Raw genomic sequence first — 18,628 nt, forward strand, 5'->3', positions numbered from 1 at the left:
GATAGAGAACCACTGCATCCCGGTCAGCGCCGGAATGACGGAATCACTTGGACAACGCAGCCTTAACTTGCCCGGACACTTTGCCCAGATCGGCGCGTCCTGCCAGTTGCGGCTTGAGGATGGCCATCACCTTGCCCATGTCCTGCACGCTGGCTGCACCGGAAGCGGCGACTGCCTGTTCGATGGCGGCTGCGACTTCCGCTTCGCTCATCTGCTGCGGCATGTAGGTTTGCAACACAGACATCTCAAACTTCTCGACATCCGACAGGTCCTGCCGACCGGCCGCTTCATATTGAGTGATAGAGTCGCGGCGCTGCTTGAGCATCTTGTCGATGATCGCCAGCACATCCGCATCACCAAGTTCGACGCGCTCGTCGACCTCTTTCTGCTTCATGGCGGCAAGTAGCAGACGAATAGCACCGAGTCGGGCCGTTTCTTTGGCGCGCATCGCTGTTTTCATGTCTTCAGTGATCTGCTGTTTCAGGCTCAAGCTCTACTCCTCAAAACAAAAGCAAAACGCCGCAACCCCGAAAGATTGCGGCGTCCGGATGAATCAGAATCAATACATCTTCGGCGGCAGAGTCTGGCTGCGCAGACGCTTGTAATGACGCTTCACGGCAGCGGCCAGCTTGCGCTTGCGCTCGGCTGTAGGCTTCTCGTAAAACTCGCGGGCGCGCAGTTCGGTCAGCAGACCAGTCTTCTCTACGGAACGCTTGAAGCGGCGCATTGCTACTTCGAACGGCTCATTTTCTTTAACACGTACGGTTGTCATGGACAAACTACCTTTAACCAAAAATTCGAGGGCGCGATTCTACCGAAGACGCACCCGGCGCACAACCGGTATTTATAAGACCGTGACCCGGCCGAATTTACGCTTGCCGACCTGTGCCACTACCACCGCACCGGCCTTAATCTGCAGGGCTTTGTCGCTGACTTTCTCGCCATCCAGCTTCACGCCGCCCTGGCCGACCATACGGATCGCCTCGGAAGTACTGGCAACCAGATCGGCCTGCTTCAACAGATGGGCGATGCCGATGCTGCCATCGCTGGACTGCACGGATATCTCGGGCATGTCGTCCGGCAGCACGCCTTTCTGGAAGCGCGCCTCGAATTCGGCCAGCGCGTCTTCGGCGGCTTTCTGCGTATGGAAACGCGCCACGATCTCCTGCGCCAGCATCACCTTGATGTCACGCGGATTGCGCCCCTGGGCGACTTCTTCCTTGAAATTCGCGATCTGCGCCAAGCTGCGGAACGAAAGCAGATCGTAATAGCGCCACATCAGATCGTCGGAGATGGACATGATCTTGCCGAACATCTCGGTCGGGGTATCGGTGATACCGACATAGTTACCCAGCGATTTGGACATCTTGTTGACGCCATCCAATCCTTCCAGCAGCGGCATGGTGAGCACGCACTGCGCGGGCTGACCATGATGCTTTTGCAGTTCGCGCCCCATCAGCAGATTGAATTTCTGATCGGTGCCGCCGAGTTCCAGATCGGCCTTGAGCGCGACGGAATCGTAACCTTGCACCAACGGATAGATGAATTCGTGGATCGCTATGGGCTGGTTGCCCTTATAGCGCTTGGAGAAGTCGTCGCGCTCCAGCATCTGCGCCACGGTATGCGTCGCAGCCAAGCGGATCAGATCGACCGCGCTGAACTTGTCCATCCAGGTGGAGTTGAACACGACCTCGGTCCTGTCCGGGTCGAGCACCTTGAATACCTGATCTTTATAGCTCTCGGCATTGGCGAGCACCTGCTCGCGCGTCAAAGGCGGACGGGTGGCGTTCTTGCCGGTCGGGTCGCCGATCATGCCGGTGAAGTCGCCGATCAGGAACAGGGCATGGTGTCCCAAGTCCTGCAACTGACGCATCTTGTTGAGTAGCACGGTATGACCGAGGTGCAGATCCGGAGCAGTCGGATCGAAACCTGCCTTGATGCGCAGAGGGCGATTTTGCTCCAGCTTCTTGATCAGTTCGGCTTCGATCAGCAGCTCATCACTGCCGCGCTTGATTTGATTGAGGATTTCTTGTTGACTCATGTCGAAAGACCGCTTGTCTGTTTCTTGCCCGGGTGCCGGGCGGATTTTGATGGGGTGTCGCTTTCTGTTAAAGTGGCGCCGTATTCTGCTTGTTGGTCGCCATGCCTTTCGCATATGCGCCAACGACGACGCCGAGGAAGCGCGAATGTTACCGCAAAACACCCTGCTACACGCGCACAAGATGAAGCTGCGCTGGTTCGTCACCCTGTCCACCCTGCCGTTGCTCGGGGTGGTGACGGCGTTCGGCATCATGCCCCAGACCGCCGGCCTGTCTGCCTCACAATACAGCGTCATCGAGCACATCGAACTGCCCGCCAACACTGCACAACAGCCCGAAGCTTCCGTGTTCTGGCGCAATGACCGCGTACAACGCGGGGACACCGTGGGCGAGCTGTTGCGCCGAGTGAATGTGCAGGATCCGGCTGCAGATGAATTCCTGCGTCGCGCCTCATCGGCCAGTTCGTTCCGCCAATTGCGCGTGGGCAGGACTTTTCTGGCCGAGGCGGACGATGCGCACAATCTGCTTGCCCTGCGATACACCGACAACGATGGCAATCAGGTTCAGATACTCAAAGACGGCGCAAGCTTCAGGGTGACGGAACATGTCGCCGAGACTGAACGCCGTGTCTTTGTGCAGACCGGCGAGATCAGAAGTAGCCTGTACGCCGCCACGGATGAGGCAGGATTGCCGGATTCGATCGCCAATCAGATGGTCGAAGTCTTCGGCGGTGATATCGACTTCCATCGCGACCTGCGTCGGCACGACAAATTCAGTGTGATCTACGAGATGGACTACGTGAACGGCGAATCGGCGCATAAAGGGCGCATCTTGGCTGCAGAGTTCGTCAACCACGGCCGCACCTTCCGCGCCTTCTTTTTCCAGAACTCACGTCATGGCGGTGACTACTTCTCACCGGACGGCAAGAGCATGCGCAAGGCCTTCCTGCGCTCTCCCATCGAATTCTCGCGCGTGAGCTCCGGCTTCAGTCGCTCGCGCTTCCATCCGGTACTCAACAAATGGCGCGCCCACAAAGGTGTGGACTATGCAGCCCCCATCGGCACCAAGGTGCGCGCCACGGCTGATGGCGTTGTGAGCTTCGTCGGCAAGCAGGGAGGTTACGGCAATGTGGTGATACTGAAGCATCAGGGCCATTATCAAACGGTCTATGGCCATCTCTCAAGATTCGCCGCCAGCCTGCATCGCGGTCAACGCGTAGGGCAAGGCGAGGTCATCGGCTATGTGGGCAAGACCGGCTTGGCAAGCGGTCCCCACCTGCATTACGAATTCAAGGTCAGCGGCGTCCAGCGCGATCCGCTGAAGATGGTGCTGCCGGATGGCAAACCGATTAGCGATGCCCAGCGCACTGCCTTCAGCGAATCCACACGCGATCTGAATGCTCGACTTTCCTTGCTGCACAATACGCGCATCGCCAAACTCGATTAGTGAAAACCGCTTCGGAGCTTTATCTCGGCATCATGTCAGGCACCAGCCTGGATGGTATCGACGTCGCACTGGTCGAATTCAAAGACGACAAGCCACGGATGCTGGCTAGCCATTACCAGCCGTATCCGCCATCGCTGAAAGCTGTATTGCTCGAACTGCACCAGCCCGGTTTCGACGAGATACACCGCACACAACTCGCTTCCATCGCACTGGCCCGCGCTTACGCCGATGCCAGCCACGCTTTACTGAGCAAGGCAGGTGTTTCACCCCAACTCGTACTGGCCATCGGCTGCCACGGCCAGACCATCCGCCATCGGCCCGAGCAAGGTTACACGGTGCAACTTGGCAATGGCGCGCTTCTGGCTGAGCTGACCGGCATCCACGTCGTGAGCGACTTCCGTTCACGCGACATCGCTGCAGGCGGTCAGGGCGCACCATTGGTGCCCGCATTCCACGACATGATGCTGCGTCATCCCGCGACCCATCGCGTCATACTCAACCTTGGCGGCATCGCCAACCTCACCGACCTGCAACCCGGGCACGGCACGACTGGATTCGATTCCGGACCGGGGAATCTGTTGCTGGATAGCTGGATCAGCAAACACCATGGCAAGCCCTATGACGAGAATGGCGAGTGGGCTGCCAGCGGCAAGGTCATTCCAGAGTTGCTGCAACGCATGATGGCCGAGCCATATTTTTCCGAGCCACCTCCCAAGAGTACGGGACGCGACCTGTTCAATCTTGCATGGCTGGAGGATCGACTTGATGGCACAGAGTCGCCCGCAGATGTACAAGCGACCCTGCTGGCTGTCACTTGCGACAGTATCGCTCAAGCGCTCGGCAGATTCTGTGCGGGGGCCGAGGAACTGTATCTGTGCGGCGGCGGTGCGCACAATGCCGCATTGGCATCGGCACTGCAGCAGCGTTTACCGCACTGCCGCATCCGCAAAACCGATGCACTCGGCATTCCCACAGACTGGATGGAGGCGATCGCTTTTGCCTGGCTGGCACGCCAGACCATGACCCTGCAACCAGGCAACCTGCCCGCCGCCACAGGCGCATCACACCCCTGCGTATTGGGCGCTATCTACCCTGCATAAAACAGAACGGGGCGCTTGCGCGCCCCGTCCGTCCTTCAACCGCCGTCAGCTTATGCCGAGAATGAAGAACCGCAACCACATGTGGTTGTTGCATTCGGATTCTTGATCACGAACTGAGAACCTTCCAAACCTTCGGTGTAATCGATCTCCGCACCGACCAGATACTGGAAGCTCATAGGGTCGACCAGCAACTGCACACCGTTCTTGTTCATGACGGTATCGTCCTCGTTGACGACTTCATCAAAAGTGAAACCATACTGGAAGCCGGAACAGCCGCCGCCGGTGACGAATACACGCAGCTTCAGCTCGGCATTGCCCTCTTCTTCGATCAGCTGCTTCACCTTGTTGGCAGCGCTGTCGGTAAACAACAGCGGATCTTGCATTTCAGTCACTGCATTCATGGTTGTACTCCTTGTCTTTTATTACGATTCAGCGCCACTCACCTTGAGCGACACGACTTTTTCAGAGGTCTCATTGATGTGCACCAGCTTACCCTCGACGATTGCACCCAACTGTATCTCCAGCGTTTTGTACCTTACATCGCCAGTGACCTTGGCTTTGCTCTGAAGTTCCAGGTACTCGGATGCCTGAACGGGGCCGGTCACCATACCATTGACCACCAGATGCGTAACGCTGATCTCTCCGTGCACTTGAGCCTGCTCGCTCAACACCAGCGTGCTGGCCTTGGCAGGGTCGGCGATCACGCTGCCGGTGACTTCTCCGTCTACGCGCAACCCGCCAGTGAAATGGATGTCACCATTGACCCGAGTCCCTACACCTATCAAAGAATCGATGCGATTTTGCGGTTTGCTGTGTTTACTGAACATCTAGCCACTCCATTATGAAAGCAATACCGTCTGCGTCACCTTGGGCTCCTGCATACCCTTCTCGAAGACCCGTATCTCCACGCTATCGATATGCACACCTTCCGGCAAGCGGAAAATGCGTTCGACGCGCTGGTAATACTTGAAGTTCAGGTGCTGCGCAGCGACTTCAGCGGAATCAGGTTCCGGGAATTGTAACACCACTTTTCGCCCCCCCTGTTCGCCGTTGACCACTATCTGGAGGTTGCCCTGGAATACCCTTCCGCGTCGCTGCACCCCCTGCACCAGCAGCATCTGGCAATGATATTCGCCGGGCAGACTGGCAGGTTCCAGTTTAAGACTGTGTATGGAAAGCTCCGCATCACGACCCGCAGTGAGCGGCAAGCTCTGGAAGAACGAGAGATCCTCCCGCAAACGCAGATTCTCATCATGCAGGGCATTCACCTGTTCCAGCACTTCGTCCGCCGCGGCTTGCTGGATCTGGGCCTGACGCTCATGCACTGCTATCTGATTGGCTTGACCGGCGTTCTGCATCTCCAGTTCCTGCACGCGCTCTCGCAGCACGGTGATCTCCTGCTCGGCCTCGCCGCGATGGAAACCCGCCAGCGCCATACCGGCATCATAGGCCCACCACACCAGGAACCCCATCACCAGCACGAAGGGCAGCATGATGGCCCAACGCACATACCAAGGCACGTGGGGGCGCACTGCGAGACGCGGCGCGGAGATACTGAAGCGGCGTTTGAATCCTTTGATCATTCTCTTTTCAGGGCAACAATGGGACCAGATCGATACCGGTGCTTTCCGGCAACCCGAACAGTATATTCATGTTCTGTACCGCCTGCCCGGCCGCTCCTTTGACCAGATTGTCGATCACTGACAGTACCACCACGGTATCGCCACCTTGCGGACGATGCACCGCGATACGGCAGATATTGGAACCGCGCACGGAACGCGTTTCCGGCATACCGCCTGCCGGCAATACATCGACAAAAGCCTCGCCGGCATAACGCTGCTCGAACAACGCTTGCAGATCGACATCCTTGGTCAGCCGCGCATAGAGCGTGGCATGGATACCGCGTATCAGCGGGGTCAGATGCGGCACGAAAGTCAGCCCGACCGGCGTGCCAGTCACGTTCGCCAACCCTTGTTTGATCTCCGGCAAGTGGCGGTGTCCTGCCACACCGTAGGCCTTGAAGTTGTCGCTCGCCTCGGAGAACAGGGCGTGCACTTCGGCCTTACGGCCGGCGCCCGACACCCCGGATTTGGCATCGGCGATGAGGGAGCTTGTCTCGACGACGCCAGCCTCCAGCAACGGGATGAATCCCAATTGGACCGCCGTCGGATAACAACCCGGATTGGCGATCAGGCGCGCACTTTTTATCTGCTCCCGATTCACCTCGGGCAGGCCATAGACGGCTTCTTCCACTAGATCAGGACAGGCATGGCTCATGCCGTACCATTTCTCCCATTCCGCCACATCCTTGATACGGAAATCGGCAGCCAGGTCGATGACTTTGACACCCGCATCCAGCAGGGCTCTCACTTGCTGCATGGCGATGCCATTGGGTGTGGCGAAGAACACCACGTCGCACTGGTCCAGATGCGCCTCATCGGGATGCGAGAACGCGAGATCTACACGTCCGCGCAGACTGGGGAACATCTGGCTGACCGGCATACCCGCATCGGCACGCGAAGTGATCGCGCGCAACTCGGCCTGCGGATGTGCCGCCAGCAAACGGAGCAATTCGACCCCTGTGTAACCCGTGCCACCTACGATACCGACCTTGACCACGCTACCCTCCCGGAAAGTGGGCGAATGATAAATGAAAAAGCCGCCAAATGGCGGCTTTCCCGGTTCCACACAAGCTTAACGCTTGGAGAATTGTTTCCTGCGACGCGCCTTGCGCAGACCGACTTTTTTACGCTCGACTTCACGCGCATCACGAGTGACCAAGCCAGCTTGGCTCAGGGTCGGCTTCAGCGATGCATCATAGTCGATCAGTGCACGTGTGATGCCGTGACGCACCGCACCGGCTTGACCGGATTCGCCGCCACCGGAGACGTTCACCATGATGTCGAACTTGCCCATCATCTCGGTCAATTCCAGCGGCTGACGCACGACCATACGACCGGTCTCGCGAGAGAAGAATACGTCCAGAGGCTTGTCATTGACGACGATCTCGCCCTTGCCAGCCTTCATGAACACACGAGCCACCGCGCTCTTGCGACGGCCAGTTCCATAGTTATAAGTTACGCTCATGATTAAGCCTTCAACAGATCGATAGGTTTGGGTTGCTGCGCGCTATGCGGATGCGTTGCACCTGCATACACCTTCAGCTTGCTCAGCATCGCGTAGCCCAGCGGGCCCTTAGGCAGCATGCCGCGCACGGCCTTTTGCAAAAGACGCTGCGGATGACGCTGTTGCATCTTGATAAAGTTGGTTTCGTAGATACCGCCGGGGAAACCGGTGTGGCGGTAATACATCTTGTCCTGGGCTTTATTGCCGGTCACGCGCACTTTTTCAGCGTTCACGACCACGACGAAATCGCCGGTGTCTACGTGGGGCGTATAAATAGCCTTATGCTTGCCGCGCAGGCGGGTAGCGATCTGGCTGGCCAAACGGCCCAGCACTTTGTCAGCTGCGTCGACCAGAATCCAGTCGTGCTGGACTTCCTGCGCTTTAGCGGAAAATGTTTTCATGGCATTTCCTAAAACAATAAATGAATAACGGACTGCGAAGGGCGCGCATTCTATGCGAGACCATTACACCTGTCAAACGCTTATCGAACTCATGGCTTCATCACCCCCTACGGGCCGGATCCTAGCAGATCGTCCAGCCACAACTTCCATCCCTCGAACTTCTGTCGTAGCCGAGCCTGGCTGCTGCCCACCGCTATCTTTTGAGCCTGCCTGAAGCCACCCGCCCCCGCTCCGGACGCCAGCTGAGCCACCCCGATCAGCCCAGCATCCGGCTGAGATAAACGGTACGCGACTGGCACAAGACTGGCGATGCCTTGCTGCAAACAGGGCAAATTGGACAGGCCGCCGGAGAGATAGACACTATCCACATCCGATTCTCGCCGAATGTCCTCAATTATCCGCGCCACGCGAAAGATGATGCTTTCCTGCAACAGCAGGGCGATGCGATGCGCGTCCAGATGATCGACCGATTCCGAGAACCTCAGCCCGATGTCGCGCCTGAAGTAAGGCGCGCCCAATCCACTAGGCTCTGCCACGCAATAGATGTCGTCACTCGCCAACTCATCCGGCGAACAGTTTTCTACCGGGTATGCGTCCAACGCAGCAGCGATCGAATTCAATGTCCCTTCGCAGGCCCTATGGACTTGCTGCTGCGCATCCATGCATACCAGCGTCTCCAAATACCCCGCCGACATGCTTTTTCCTTGCGAACGATATGCCGCAACAAAACCTCCCGTGCCGAGATTGACCATCGCTTCGCGACGCCCAGGCGCGATGCCATGCCACAGCGCTGCCGATTGATCCGCCACACTAGCCTGCAAACGCAAGCCATCGTCGAGCACGATCTTCAATCCGGTCGAGGGCAATATCTCAGGCAAGATGGCGGCATCCACTCCGAACAAGTCGCACAACTCAGCAGACCATCGCAAGCCATGCACATCCATCAACAGGGTACGCGCCGCCATCGAAGCGTCGGTGACATGATGCCGGCCACCCGTCCAGCGCCATATAAGAAAGGTATCCAGCGTACCCAGCATCCATTCCCCGCTAGCCAGACGTATCCGCCATTGCGGATGCTCTCCGAGTAACACACTCAGCTTGGGTGCCAGGTAATAGGGCGTGAGCGACAGGCCAGTGAGCGCCCGTATTCTTCCTTCCTTTTCGCGCAATGCTTCGCAACTTGCCATGCCCCGGTCGTCTTGCCAGGAGATAAGCGAGGTGATGGGGCGACCACTGGCACGCTCCCATATGACGAAGGAAGATCGCTGACTACATAGCCCGAGTGGCGGTCGTTCATCCGTCCGCGCGAGACATTCGGCAAGCACCGCATCCGCAGCTTCCGCATAGGCAGCAGCATCGCTCTCATAACGCCCCGCTTTGGCCGTCACCGGCGGTGCATGACTCACCACCACCCCGCTCAGTTCGCCCTCCGCAGACACCAGCCCTGCCTTGATGCTGGTCGTGCCCAGATCAAGTGCGACAGAGACAATCATATGAGACAGGCATTCATTTCATCTGCGACTCGTTGAGCATCCCAGCCGAATTCTGGCGCCAGCAGCTCGGCGAGATGTCGCAGCCGAGCTGCATCCAACTGAGTCAGGATCAGCAAGGGCATACGCCGTCGCAACAGATCGACAAGATGAACTGCCATCTCGTCGCGCGCACACAACAACAGATCCGCATAGATCAGAGGGACTTCCGGAACGATACGTGCAGCATATTGAGGAGCCTCTTTAACGATAGCGAACACGTCGGTGATGCGCGCGCCATGTCGACGCATCAGCCACCGACCACTCTCATCATCAATGCCAAGCCCATGAGACAACACGCTCGATTCAGACACCCACTCTGCAAAATTCCGATTCGGCGCCCACGGCAGACTCCCTTTGCTGGCGCATGCAGTGGCGACACCAAGCTTTGCGCACACAGCATCAACGATCACCGCCGCATCTTCGCGCGCCGAGGTGAGCTTGCCGCCGATAGCGTGATGCAACCCGTTCGCAGTCGTCTTCAACTCCCAGTCCCGGCTGACGGCAGATGGATTCGCATCATCGCTCTGCTTCATCACACGCACACCGGCATAGCTGCCGATCACATCCGCACGACTCCATGCCTGCATGAGATAGTCATTGGCCGCTTCAAGCAGATAATCGATGTCTGCTTCCTCGACTTGCACCTGATCGGCCGCGCCGCGATAGTCTGTATCGGTCGTGCCCAGCAGCGTACGGCCATACCAAGGGATGATGAAGAACACACGACCGTCTTTTTTCGACGTAAGCAAAACCGCCTCCCGCGTGGGCAGTGCAGGCAACACCAGATGCACACCCTTGCTCAAACGACACCATGCTTGCCCCTGCTCGCTCAACATCGCCCATCGCCCCGAGGTACTCACGCATTGTCTGGCGCGCACTTTCAGTGCGCTTCCAGTCAACATATCCCGAACATCGGCGCCACACACCTTGCCGCCTTCCTCATGCCAATCGACCAGCTTCGCGTAGTTGAGGCATACCGCGCCGCTCTCCATCGCGCCTGCCACCAATTCCAGCACCAAACGCGCATCGTCAGTCTGCGCATCGCCGTAAGTGAATCCGCCGTGCAGCCCGGCGTCATTCAAAAAAGGAAAACGGGATGAGAATCCCTGCTTGAAGAAATGGCGATGCCGCATAAGCTCGCCGGGAAAGCCGGCCAGCGCGTCATACAGCATCAACCCCGCTTTCAGCAGCAGCGTGCCGTTGCGGCTGTCCGCATACACCGGCACACCGAAACGCAAGGGCCATACCCGGTGCGGCGCAATATCGAGCAACAGTTGCCGCTCCTTCAGCGCCTTGCGCACCAATTTGAAATCGTAAGTCTCCAGATAGCGCAGGCCGCCATGGATAAGCTTGCTGGAAGCGGACGATGTCGCGCCCGCCCAATCGCCCTGCTCGACCAGCGCCACCTTGAGTCCGCGCAAGGCGGCATCGCAAGCCGTCCATGCGCCGTAGATACCGCCGCCACAGACGAGCAGATCGAACTCACCTTGCAGGGCAGCAAAATCGCGTTTCATGCGTCCCTCATCCGCAACGCCTTCTCCGGCAAGTCACTGATCAGGATATCCACCCCGAGGAGCAAGGCACGCCCGATCTCTGCATCGGTATCGCAGGTATAAACAGCGATGGACTTACCCCGCTCGCGCAGCAGCCCGACCATATCGACATCCAGCGTGGATATCTCGACACATAGTCCATGCAGGAACGGATGCAAGTCCAGCGCGCTGCGCGCATCCTTCACCGTATGCTCCGGCTCCAGATTGAGCACCAACGGGAAGTCTGGCGCGATGCCATGTGCATAGGCAAGACTGTTCATATTGAAAGAAGAGACCAGCACGCCATCGCCCGCGCTCCCGGCCAGTGCCAGCGTCTGTCGCACTTTCATCTCTTGCCGGGCGACTTCTTCCCAACTGCGGTTCTTGATCTCCAGCAACAAGCCGCAACGCGCGCGGTAGGCGTCGACGAATGTCTGCAGGCTCATCACACCTTCCGGTTCCGCGCCCGGAAAGTGCGCGGCGAAATCCATCTCCTGCAGCTGCTGAAAGTCGTAGTCATCGATACGTTTGTCAGGCAAGCCGAGCTTCTTCAGATCACGGTCATGCCACAGCACCGCAACCTCATCGCGACTCAACTGCACATCGGTCTCGATCCCGTCAATCGGATAGCGTAACGCTTGCTCGAAAGCCGTACGCGTATTTTCTGCCGCCTCGCGATTGGCTCCACGGTGCGCGTAGATCAAGGTCTTGCTCATGGCAGTCTTTCAATGAAGTTGCGCATGGCGGCCTCCATCGCCGCGTATTGCGGGTTGTACATGAGCCGCCGCAACAATCCATATTTCAGATTCTGCGGCGTCACCTCGCCCAACCACGCGACCTGGGATGACCGGCATGCAGAATAATGCTCGTCATCCTGAGCGAAATAATGCAGACAGTTCGCGTACTCGCCCGACTCACCGTAATGCGCATCGTCAGGAGACATGACGACGGCGGTATGCGCACTGGATAGGATACGTTTTTCTGGCAGCGCGCTCTTCACCCATTCCACATCCGCCTGTTGCGGATCGACAGCGGCGTGCCACAACATCTTTCGCAAGGCATGCTTCACTCGGCGCAGGAAGTTAAGCGTGGCGGCTGAAACCACCGTGGCATCGTCGGCACTGGCCACCACGAATACCGGAATCTGCAATTCTCCCTGCGGCAGAGCTTGGGTCAGTCGCCACATCTGCGTCACCGCATTCATGCAGAACGATTCATATTTGTAGATATCCTGATCCGGCATCACGGCCAACCATGAGCGGCGCGGCAACAACCAACCATAGAACCGGCTCAAGCTCGCCCAGCGGGCGCGGCGGGGTATCTCGAACGCGGGGGAATACATGAATAGACCGCGCACACGCTTGTCCTTGTCCGCCTGATACAGACTCAATGCAGCCCCCGCCGAGAAACCCGCCAGATAGACCTCGTCCACTTCCTCTGCCAGACACTGCACACCATAAGCCACCGTCTCCGCCCAATCCTCCCAGCGCACATCGAGCAGATCGCCGGGCTGCGTACCATGTCCCGGCAGCAACACCGCCATCACGCGGAATCCGTTACGCTGAAAGAACGCAGCCAAGTGGCGCATGTGATAGGGCGAATCACTCAGGCCATGGGTGAGCAACACACCGCGTCGGGTTGGCTTCCCGACTCCTTTCTGAAAGTCGCCTGAGGGCTGCAATGCAAATGGCGCATTACCGGCCACGATCTTTTCAATATCCGGCTTGCCTGCATGTACCCGTCGCAACATCGCCTCGGCCTGCTGGATATATTCACTGAAAGACAGCCCCTTTCCGGCGAAACGGGTATTCAGTCCGGAAGGATGATGGCGAGTCTGCAACGGGATGTTCATACGGGCATTGTACCTGCCGCGCGCTGGCATCAACTCACCTTGCAGGCGTATCATGCGCCACCGTTTTCGCAGCCCATGCCATGTCCTGGTTCCTTACCAATCTCGTCAGCGCCTTCCTGCTGCCGCCACTCAACCTTCTGGTCGTAGCAGGCATCGGCTTGTACCTTTGGCACAAACGCCCCCGCGCGGCGCGCATTCTGGTCTCTGTATCCGTTGCCGGCATTTGGTTGCTGTCCACCCCATTCGTGGCCGACAGCCTGCTGCAAAGCATAGAAGGCAAGCCAGCCGATCTCAGCAAGGAGCCCGCGGATGCCATCATCGTCCTGAGCGGCGGCCAGCATTTCAACGCACCGGAATATGGCGGCAACACCGTCAGCAAGGAGACGCTGGAACGCGTGCGCTACGCAGCCATGCTGTATCGCCAGACCGGCAAGCCGGTTTTGGTCAGCGGCGGGAACCCCCAAGGCATCGGTGCCGAAGCGCCGTTGATGAAGCAAGTGCTGGAGCAGGAATACTACGTGCCGGTGCGTTGGGTTGAAGACAGCTCGGACAATACGCTGGAGAACGCGCGCCACAGCCACGACCTGCTAGCACGAGAGGGGATGACACGCATCTATCTCGTGACGCATGCTTGGCATATGCCACGCGCTGTTCAGGTCTTCGAGCACGCCGGCTTCGAAGTCATACCCGCTGCCACCGCCTTCACCACGCGCCACAAGACCGACCTACTGAGTTTCATTCCCAATGCCGCAGCACTGCTGGGAAGTTACCGGTTCATGCATGAAGTCGTCGGCATGCTCTGGTATCGGCTAAAATCCTGACGCAACCAACTTACGAGGTGACCACATGAAGGCACGCATCAAATGGGTGGAAGAGGTTTCGTTCCTGGGCGAGACGGAGAGCGGACACGCTGTATTGATGGATGGCCCGCCTGCAGGCGGCGGCAGGAACCTCGGCCCGCGCCCGATGGAGATGCTGTTGATCGGCGCCGGCGCTTGCACCGCCTATGATGTAGTGCACATCCTCAAGAAAGCGCGCCAACCCATCACCGATTGCGTGGTGGATATCCAGTCAGAACGCGCAGAGACCGACCCCAAAGTGTTCACCCAGATCCACATGCACTTCATCGTGACGGGCAAAGGCTTGAAACACGAACAAGTAGAAAGGGCGATCAAGCTGTCGGCCGATAAATACTGCTCGGCCTCCATCATGCTGGGCAAAACAGCCGACATCACTCACGATTTCGAGATACAAGAGGGATAAGCGCCCTCTCACAAAGAACGATAAGACTCAGACCCAATAGACGGTCTTGGTCATCACCTTAGACATGCCGCGCATCGCCAGCTTCACCGGCAACGGCAACTCCGCCGCCCCCAGTTCCACCGCCATGTCGGCATGCCCTACCTCGTCCGTGTACATCTGCTGCGCTACGGCGCGACTTTTGGCATCCTGTGGCGGCAAGCCATCCAGATGGCTCTGCAGGTGCGCCCCGACCTGACGCTCGGTCTCGGCCAGGAACCCCAGATTCCACTTATCGCCCAACGCACCAGCGACTGCGCCGATCGCCAAAGAACCGGTGTACCACAGCGGATTGAGCAGACTCAGACGGCCGCCCAACTCATGTACGCGATGCGAGGTCCAGGCCAGATGCTCGGTCTCCTCCCATGCCGCATCATTGAGTTTCTCCTGCACCACCGGATCGCGCGCGGTCAACGCCTGCCCTTGATATAAAGCTTGCGCACATATCTCACCGGTATGGTTGATGCGCATCAAAGCCGCAGCATGCTTCTTTTCAGCCTCGCTCATCGTCGCATCAGGGATGTTCGCATCGGGATAAGGACGTGCAGTTGGCGCCTTGGCGAACAGCGTACGCAAGCCCTTGTCGAATTCAACGATCAAAGTATCCAGATTCAGCATGTCGATCTCCTGCTTTATAAATATGGCGCAAGGGTACTGGATTCCAGACCTCGCGGGAATGCCCAATGAAAAACGGGCCTCCGAAGAGGCCCGTTCTCATCCAAATCAGAGGGTAAGGCTGATTTAGAACTTCTTGCGCAGACCAACTGCAACCAGATTGGAGCTGCCGCCAGCTGTCAAGTTAGCAGTCAATGCACTGTTCACTACGCTGTAGCTAGAAGTGCCGCTGTCTTGGCTCACGCGGGAGTAAGCAGCATATGCAGTGACTGTCTTGGACAGGTTATGCAAATAGCCGACCGTCATGCCGGAGCCGTTGCGGCTAGAAGTAGCCATTTTGGTTCCTGCCATACTGGCCACCACTGCGCCCGCGCCGACAGGAGCTACTGCGCCGAAGCTGTATGCCTTGCTTGCGCTACCGCCATTAGGTGTCATGGACTGATAAGTACCAAACAATTTGGCCGCGCCCAGATCGAAGGAGCCGCCGAAAGCCACTTCCGTCAATGCGCTGTTTCCAGCAGTAGTAACAGAAGTGTACACACCGCCAACAGCCAGCGGACCTTGCTCATAATTCACTGAAGCCAGGAACGCTGTAGATTTTGTATCAGCTGTAGCAGTGACATTGCCCAGACCAGCCAGAGCAGTCGAATAGTTCACTGCCACAGTAACGGCTTCGGCGAACTTGGGAGAAATGTACGCCACTGCACGCTGTGCGCGTGAAGCGTTCGCTGCGGTACCAGTATAGAAACCGCCGCCTTTAGTCATGTTTTGCAGTGGAGAGACTGCAGAGCCGGCTGTCGGATCAAACTTAACTTGCAAATCGTAGCCTGTAGTTTGCAAGTAGCCTGTTGCGACCGTACCGAAATCACCAGCCACGGCCAGCATCTTCTTGCGTGCAGTCAAGGTGCTGCCAGTGTCTTGTGTGTCGATGCCATACTCGACAGCCCCAATCGCGGTCCAACCATTATCGAGACCTTCCGTAGCAGTCACGCTCAAACGAGAAGTAGACAGGCCACCGGAATAAGCGATCATGTCACTCTTTTGACCCGAGCCAGAATGGCTGATGATTGCGGCATCAATAATCCCGTTGGCAGTTACGTCGGCGAAAGCAGGAGCGGAGAAAGCGGCAGCAACAGCCAGTGCGATGATTTTCTTTTGCATGTGAAACTCCTCTAGTTATAAGTTGGTTTGCCATGAAGACGATTGTTGGTTTGCCTCATTCGTCTCGCAACGCACCGTACTATCGGCACCTTACGGGACGCTTACGACGTCACAATTCTGCAACACCGCCTAAGACTCCTAACAATCAAGCCCCTACAGCGAGCTCGGAGCGGATTCTGCCCTAACATTTACTACGCAAATTGACCTGCATCAAAATTCACATATTCTGTTGCCAAATTGCAACAAACACTTTCATGACAGGCCGACAACCACAGGGAAATAAGGGCAAAACACACCAAAGTGATACCCGAGCGGGGGATTGCAGCGCAAGCGGCGGGGTGATTACCGCCGAACACTGCTCCGTCACCGCAAGCACTACTTAAGAAGAAAAAGTGCGGGCCAGCTCTGCCCCCGGATCGGCGGCACGCATGAATGCTTCGCCGACCAAGAAGGTATGCACTTGATGTTCGCGCATAAGATTGACGTCCTGTGCGGTGAAGATACCGCTCTCGGTAACGACGATCCGGTCTGTCGGTATCTGCTCAAGCAGATCCAATGTGGTTTGCAGGCTCACTTCAAAAGTCCGCAGGTTGCGATTGTTGATGCCGATCAGCGGGGTCTTCAATTGCAATGCGATCTCCAGCTCCTTGCTGTCATGCACTTCGACCAGCACCGCCATGCCCAGTTGCTGTGCCAGCTTCTCAAAAGACTGCATCTGCTTGAGCGACAAGGCGGCAGCGATCAACAGGATCGCATCCGCCCCCATCGCGCGCGCCTGATATATCTGATATTCGCTCACCATGAAATCCTTGCGCAGCACGGGCAATTCGCATGCTGCACGAGCCTGCTTCAGATATTCGACGCTGCCCCGGAAGAACTGCTCATCGGTCAACACCGACAGACAGGCCGCACCGTGCTGCGCGTAACTCTGCGCGATCTCGGCCGGCTGGAAATCCTCCCGGATCACACCTTTGCTGGGGCTGGCTTTCTTGATTTCGGCGATCACCGCCGGCTGGCCGGCAGCGATCTTGCTGCGAATGGCCGCCACGAAATCACGAGCCGGAAGCGCATGCTGTGCCTCGCTGCGGATCACGGGCAAAGGCTTGGCCGAAAGTGCGGCGGCGACTTCCTGTGCTTTGACTGCGAGTATCTTGTTGAGGATGTCGGACATGCTGGATTCTCTTGAATAAGGCGCGCATTCTAACGCATGCGCAATGCTAAAATGCGCGCCACTGATATCCAGACACGCACCATGAACGACATCAAGGAATATATGAAAGGCGTCGGGCAGCAGGCCCGCGCCGCATCACGCGCAATGGCGATGGCGGATACCAACGCCAAGAACCATGCGCTGGAGAACATCGCCACGGCCATCCTGCTCAACAGCGCCAAGCTGATCGCTGAGAACGCCAAGGATGTCGCCGCCGCAAAGCAGAACGGACTCGACGACGCCTCCATCGACCGCCTCACTTTGACCGAAAAAACCGTCAAGAGCATGGCCGAAGGCTTGCGCCAGATCGCCGCGTTGCCCGACCCCATCGGCGAGATCTCAGACATGAAATACCGCCCATCCGGCATCCAGGTCGGCAAGATGCGCGTGCCGCTGGGCGTCATCGGCATCATCTACGAATCGCGTCCGAACGTGACGGCGGATGCGGCGGGCCTGTGCCTGAAGTCGGGCAACGCCTGCATCCTGCGCGGCGGCTCCGAGGCCATCCATTCCAATCAGGCCATCGCAGCCTGCGTGCATCAAGGCCTGCGTGAAGCGGGTTTGCCGGAAACGGCGGTACAGGTGGTGAACACCACCGACCGCGCCGCCGTGGGTGAACTCATCACCATGAAGGAATATGTGGACGTGATCGTGCCGCGCGGCGGCAAGAGCCTGATCGCGCGCATCTCGGAAGACGCCAAGGTGCCCGTCATCAAACATCTGGATGGCATCTGCCATGTGTATATCGATGACGAAGCCGATCTCGCAAAGGCGATCCGCATCGCCGATAACGCCAAGACACACCGTTACGGCGTGTGCAACGCGATGGAGACCTTGCTGGTGAACGCCAGCGTGGCGGCACAAGTATTGCCGGAGCTGTGCGGCATCTACCTCAAGAAAGGCGTCGAACTGCGCGGCGACGATGCGGCGCGCAAGATCGTCGCACAGATGAAGGTTGCCACCGAAGAGGATTGGCACACCGAATATCTCGCGCCTATCCTGAGCGTGCGCGTGGTGGCGAACGTAGACGAGGCCATCGAACACATCAATACTTACAGCTCGCAGCACACCGACAGCATCGTTACCGAAAACTACAGCAAGGCGATGCGTTTCCTGCGCGAGGTCGATTCGGCCAGCGTGATGGTGAACGCCTCCACACGATTCGCCGACGGTTTCGAATACGGCCTGGGCGCGGAGATCGGCATCTCCACCGACAAGATCCATGCGCGCGGCCCGGTCGGACTGGAAGGGCTTACGTCACAAAAATACATCGTGCTCGGCAACGGGCAGATCCGCATCTGACAAGAAAGAGAAA

The 18,628-nt window shown here is 57.9% G+C and carries 21 protein-coding genes; 5 read left to right on the forward strand and 16 right to left on the reverse strand.

From position 1 onward, the window contains the following. Positions 1-43: 43 nt before the first annotated feature. The 3 genes from ACYCZ5_RS07935 to tyrS all read right to left on the reverse strand — a co-directional run bounded on the left by ACYCZ5_RS07935 (position 44) and on the right by tyrS (position 2,041). Positions 44-490, reverse strand: a complete 447-nt coding sequence (locus ACYCZ5_RS07935; protein WP_461544259.1) for a GatB/YqeY domain-containing protein — start codon at positions 488-490, stop codon at positions 44-46. 69 nt (positions 491-559) lie between these two features. Then, positions 560-772 (reverse strand): 30S ribosomal protein S21, encoded by a 213-nt coding sequence (gene rpsU, locus ACYCZ5_RS07940; protein ID WP_461544260.1) that lies wholly within the window; start codon positions 770-772, stop codon positions 560-562. A 72-nt stretch (positions 773-844) separates the two neighbouring features. Continuing rightward, positions 845-2,041, reverse strand: a complete 1,197-nt coding sequence (tyrS, locus tag ACYCZ5_RS07945; protein WP_461544261.1) for a tyrosine--tRNA ligase — start codon at positions 2,039-2,041, stop codon at positions 845-847. Positions 2,042-2,186: 145 nt separating this feature from the next. Between tyrS and ACYCZ5_RS07950 the strand changes: the two genes are divergently transcribed. Both ACYCZ5_RS07950 and ACYCZ5_RS07955 read left to right on the forward strand, forming a co-directional pair. Continuing rightward, a complete protein-coding gene (locus ACYCZ5_RS07950) occupies positions 2,187-3,485 on the forward strand; it encodes a peptidoglycan DD-metalloendopeptidase family protein (protein ID WP_461544262.1) in 1,299 nt (432 codons plus the stop codon). Beyond that, a complete protein-coding gene (locus tag ACYCZ5_RS07955; protein ID WP_461544263.1) occupies positions 3,485-4,585 on the forward strand; it encodes an anhydro-N-acetylmuramic acid kinase in 1,101 nt (366 codons plus the stop codon). Before ACYCZ5_RS07950 ends, ACYCZ5_RS07955 begins: the two co-directional genes overlap by 1 nt. A gap of 50 nt (positions 4,586-4,635) precedes the next feature. On the opposite strand, the gene erpA is transcribed toward ACYCZ5_RS07955, so the two are convergent. The 10 genes from erpA to ACYCZ5_RS08005 all read right to left on the reverse strand — a co-directional run bounded on the left by erpA (position 4,636) and on the right by ACYCZ5_RS08005 (position 13,082). Continuing rightward, a complete protein-coding gene (gene erpA, locus ACYCZ5_RS07960; RefSeq protein ID WP_461544264.1) occupies positions 4,636-4,986 on the reverse strand; it encodes an iron-sulfur cluster insertion protein ErpA in 351 nt (116 codons plus the stop codon). A gap of 21 nt (positions 4,987-5,007) precedes the next feature. Next, positions 5,008-5,412, reverse strand: a complete 405-nt coding sequence (locus ACYCZ5_RS07965; protein WP_461544265.1) for a bactofilin family protein — start codon at positions 5,410-5,412, stop codon at positions 5,008-5,010. 12 nt (positions 5,413-5,424) lie between these two features. After that, positions 5,425-6,168 carry a DUF6776 family protein gene (locus ACYCZ5_RS07970; protein ID WP_461544266.1) on the reverse strand — a complete coding sequence of 248 codons (744 nt, stop codon included), beginning with the start codon at positions 6,166-6,168 and terminating at the stop codon, positions 5,425-5,427. A gap of 7 nt (positions 6,169-6,175) precedes the next feature. Then, the gene (gene argC / locus ACYCZ5_RS07975) at positions 6,176-7,204 is read right to left on the reverse strand and encodes an N-acetyl-gamma-glutamyl-phosphate reductase (protein ID WP_461544267.1); all 1,029 of its coding nucleotides are present in this window, start codon (positions 7,202-7,204) and stop codon (positions 6,176-6,178) included. A gap of 75 nt (positions 7,205-7,279) precedes the next feature. Then, entirely contained in the window at positions 7,280-7,672 is a 393-nt protein-coding gene (rpsI, locus tag ACYCZ5_RS07980; RefSeq protein ID WP_461544268.1) for a 30S ribosomal protein S9, read from the reverse strand. Between the two features lie 2 nt (positions 7,673-7,674). Next, complete coding sequence (gene rplM / locus ACYCZ5_RS07985; protein ID WP_461544269.1) at positions 7,675-8,112, reverse strand: 50S ribosomal protein L13; 438 nt, start codon at positions 8,110-8,112, stop codon at positions 7,675-7,677. Positions 8,113-8,219: 107 nt separating this feature from the next. Next, positions 8,220-9,605 (reverse strand): FGGY family carbohydrate kinase, encoded by a 1,386-nt coding sequence (locus ACYCZ5_RS07990; protein WP_461544270.1) that lies wholly within the window; start codon positions 9,603-9,605, stop codon positions 8,220-8,222. After that, positions 9,602-11,158 (reverse strand): glycerol-3-phosphate dehydrogenase/oxidase, encoded by a 1,557-nt coding sequence (locus tag ACYCZ5_RS07995; RefSeq protein ID WP_461544271.1) that lies wholly within the window; start codon positions 11,156-11,158, stop codon positions 9,602-9,604. Before ACYCZ5_RS07995 ends, ACYCZ5_RS07990 begins: the two co-directional genes overlap by 4 nt. Beyond that, on the reverse strand, positions 11,155-11,892 hold the full coding sequence (locus ACYCZ5_RS08000; protein ID WP_461544272.1) for a glycerophosphodiester phosphodiesterase: 738 nt from the start codon (positions 11,890-11,892) through the stop codon (positions 11,155-11,157). The genes ACYCZ5_RS07995 and ACYCZ5_RS08000 overlap by 4 nt, the downstream gene beginning before the upstream one ends. After that, a complete protein-coding gene (locus ACYCZ5_RS08005; RefSeq protein WP_461544273.1) occupies positions 11,889-13,082 on the reverse strand; it encodes an alpha/beta hydrolase in 1,194 nt (397 codons plus the stop codon). The genes ACYCZ5_RS08000 and ACYCZ5_RS08005 overlap by 4 nt, the downstream gene beginning before the upstream one ends. Positions 13,083-13,108: 26 nt before the next feature. Here ACYCZ5_RS08005 and ACYCZ5_RS08010 point away from each other — a divergent pair, with 26 nt between their 5' ends. Together ACYCZ5_RS08010 and ACYCZ5_RS08015 are read left to right on the forward strand one after the other, a co-directional pair. Continuing rightward, positions 13,109-13,849, forward strand: a complete 741-nt coding sequence (locus ACYCZ5_RS08010) for a YdcF family protein (protein WP_461544274.1) — start codon at positions 13,109-13,111, stop codon at positions 13,847-13,849. Between the two features lie 25 nt (positions 13,850-13,874). Further along, on the forward strand, positions 13,875-14,291 hold the full coding sequence (locus ACYCZ5_RS08015; protein WP_461544275.1) for an OsmC family protein: 417 nt from the start codon (positions 13,875-13,877) through the stop codon (positions 14,289-14,291). A gap of 27 nt (positions 14,292-14,318) precedes the next feature. On the opposite strand, the gene coq7 is transcribed toward ACYCZ5_RS08015, so the two are convergent. The 3 genes from coq7 to trpC form a co-directional block, all read right to left on the reverse strand. After that, entirely contained in the window at positions 14,319-14,945 is a 627-nt protein-coding gene (gene coq7, locus ACYCZ5_RS08020) for a 2-polyprenyl-3-methyl-6-methoxy-1,4-benzoquinone monooxygenase (RefSeq protein WP_461544276.1), read from the reverse strand. 123 nt (positions 14,946-15,068) lie between these two features. Beyond that, positions 15,069-16,103 carry a porin gene (locus ACYCZ5_RS08025; RefSeq protein ID WP_461544277.1) on the reverse strand — a complete coding sequence of 345 codons (1,035 nt, stop codon included), beginning with the start codon at positions 16,101-16,103 and terminating at the stop codon, positions 15,069-15,071. Between the two features lie 379 nt (positions 16,104-16,482). Continuing rightward, positions 16,483-17,274 carry an indole-3-glycerol phosphate synthase TrpC gene (gene trpC, locus ACYCZ5_RS08030; protein ID WP_461544278.1) on the reverse strand — a complete coding sequence of 264 codons (792 nt, stop codon included), beginning with the start codon at positions 17,272-17,274 and terminating at the stop codon, positions 16,483-16,485. 81 nt (positions 17,275-17,355) lie between these two features. Between trpC and ACYCZ5_RS08035 the strand changes: the two genes are divergently transcribed. Further along, the gene (locus ACYCZ5_RS08035; RefSeq protein WP_461544461.1) at positions 17,356-18,615 is read left to right on the forward strand and encodes a glutamate-5-semialdehyde dehydrogenase; all 1,260 of its coding nucleotides are present in this window, start codon (positions 17,356-17,358) and stop codon (positions 18,613-18,615) included. Positions 18,616-18,628: the final 13 nt, after the last annotated feature.

Source organism: Sideroxydans sp. (assembly GCF_054604835.1).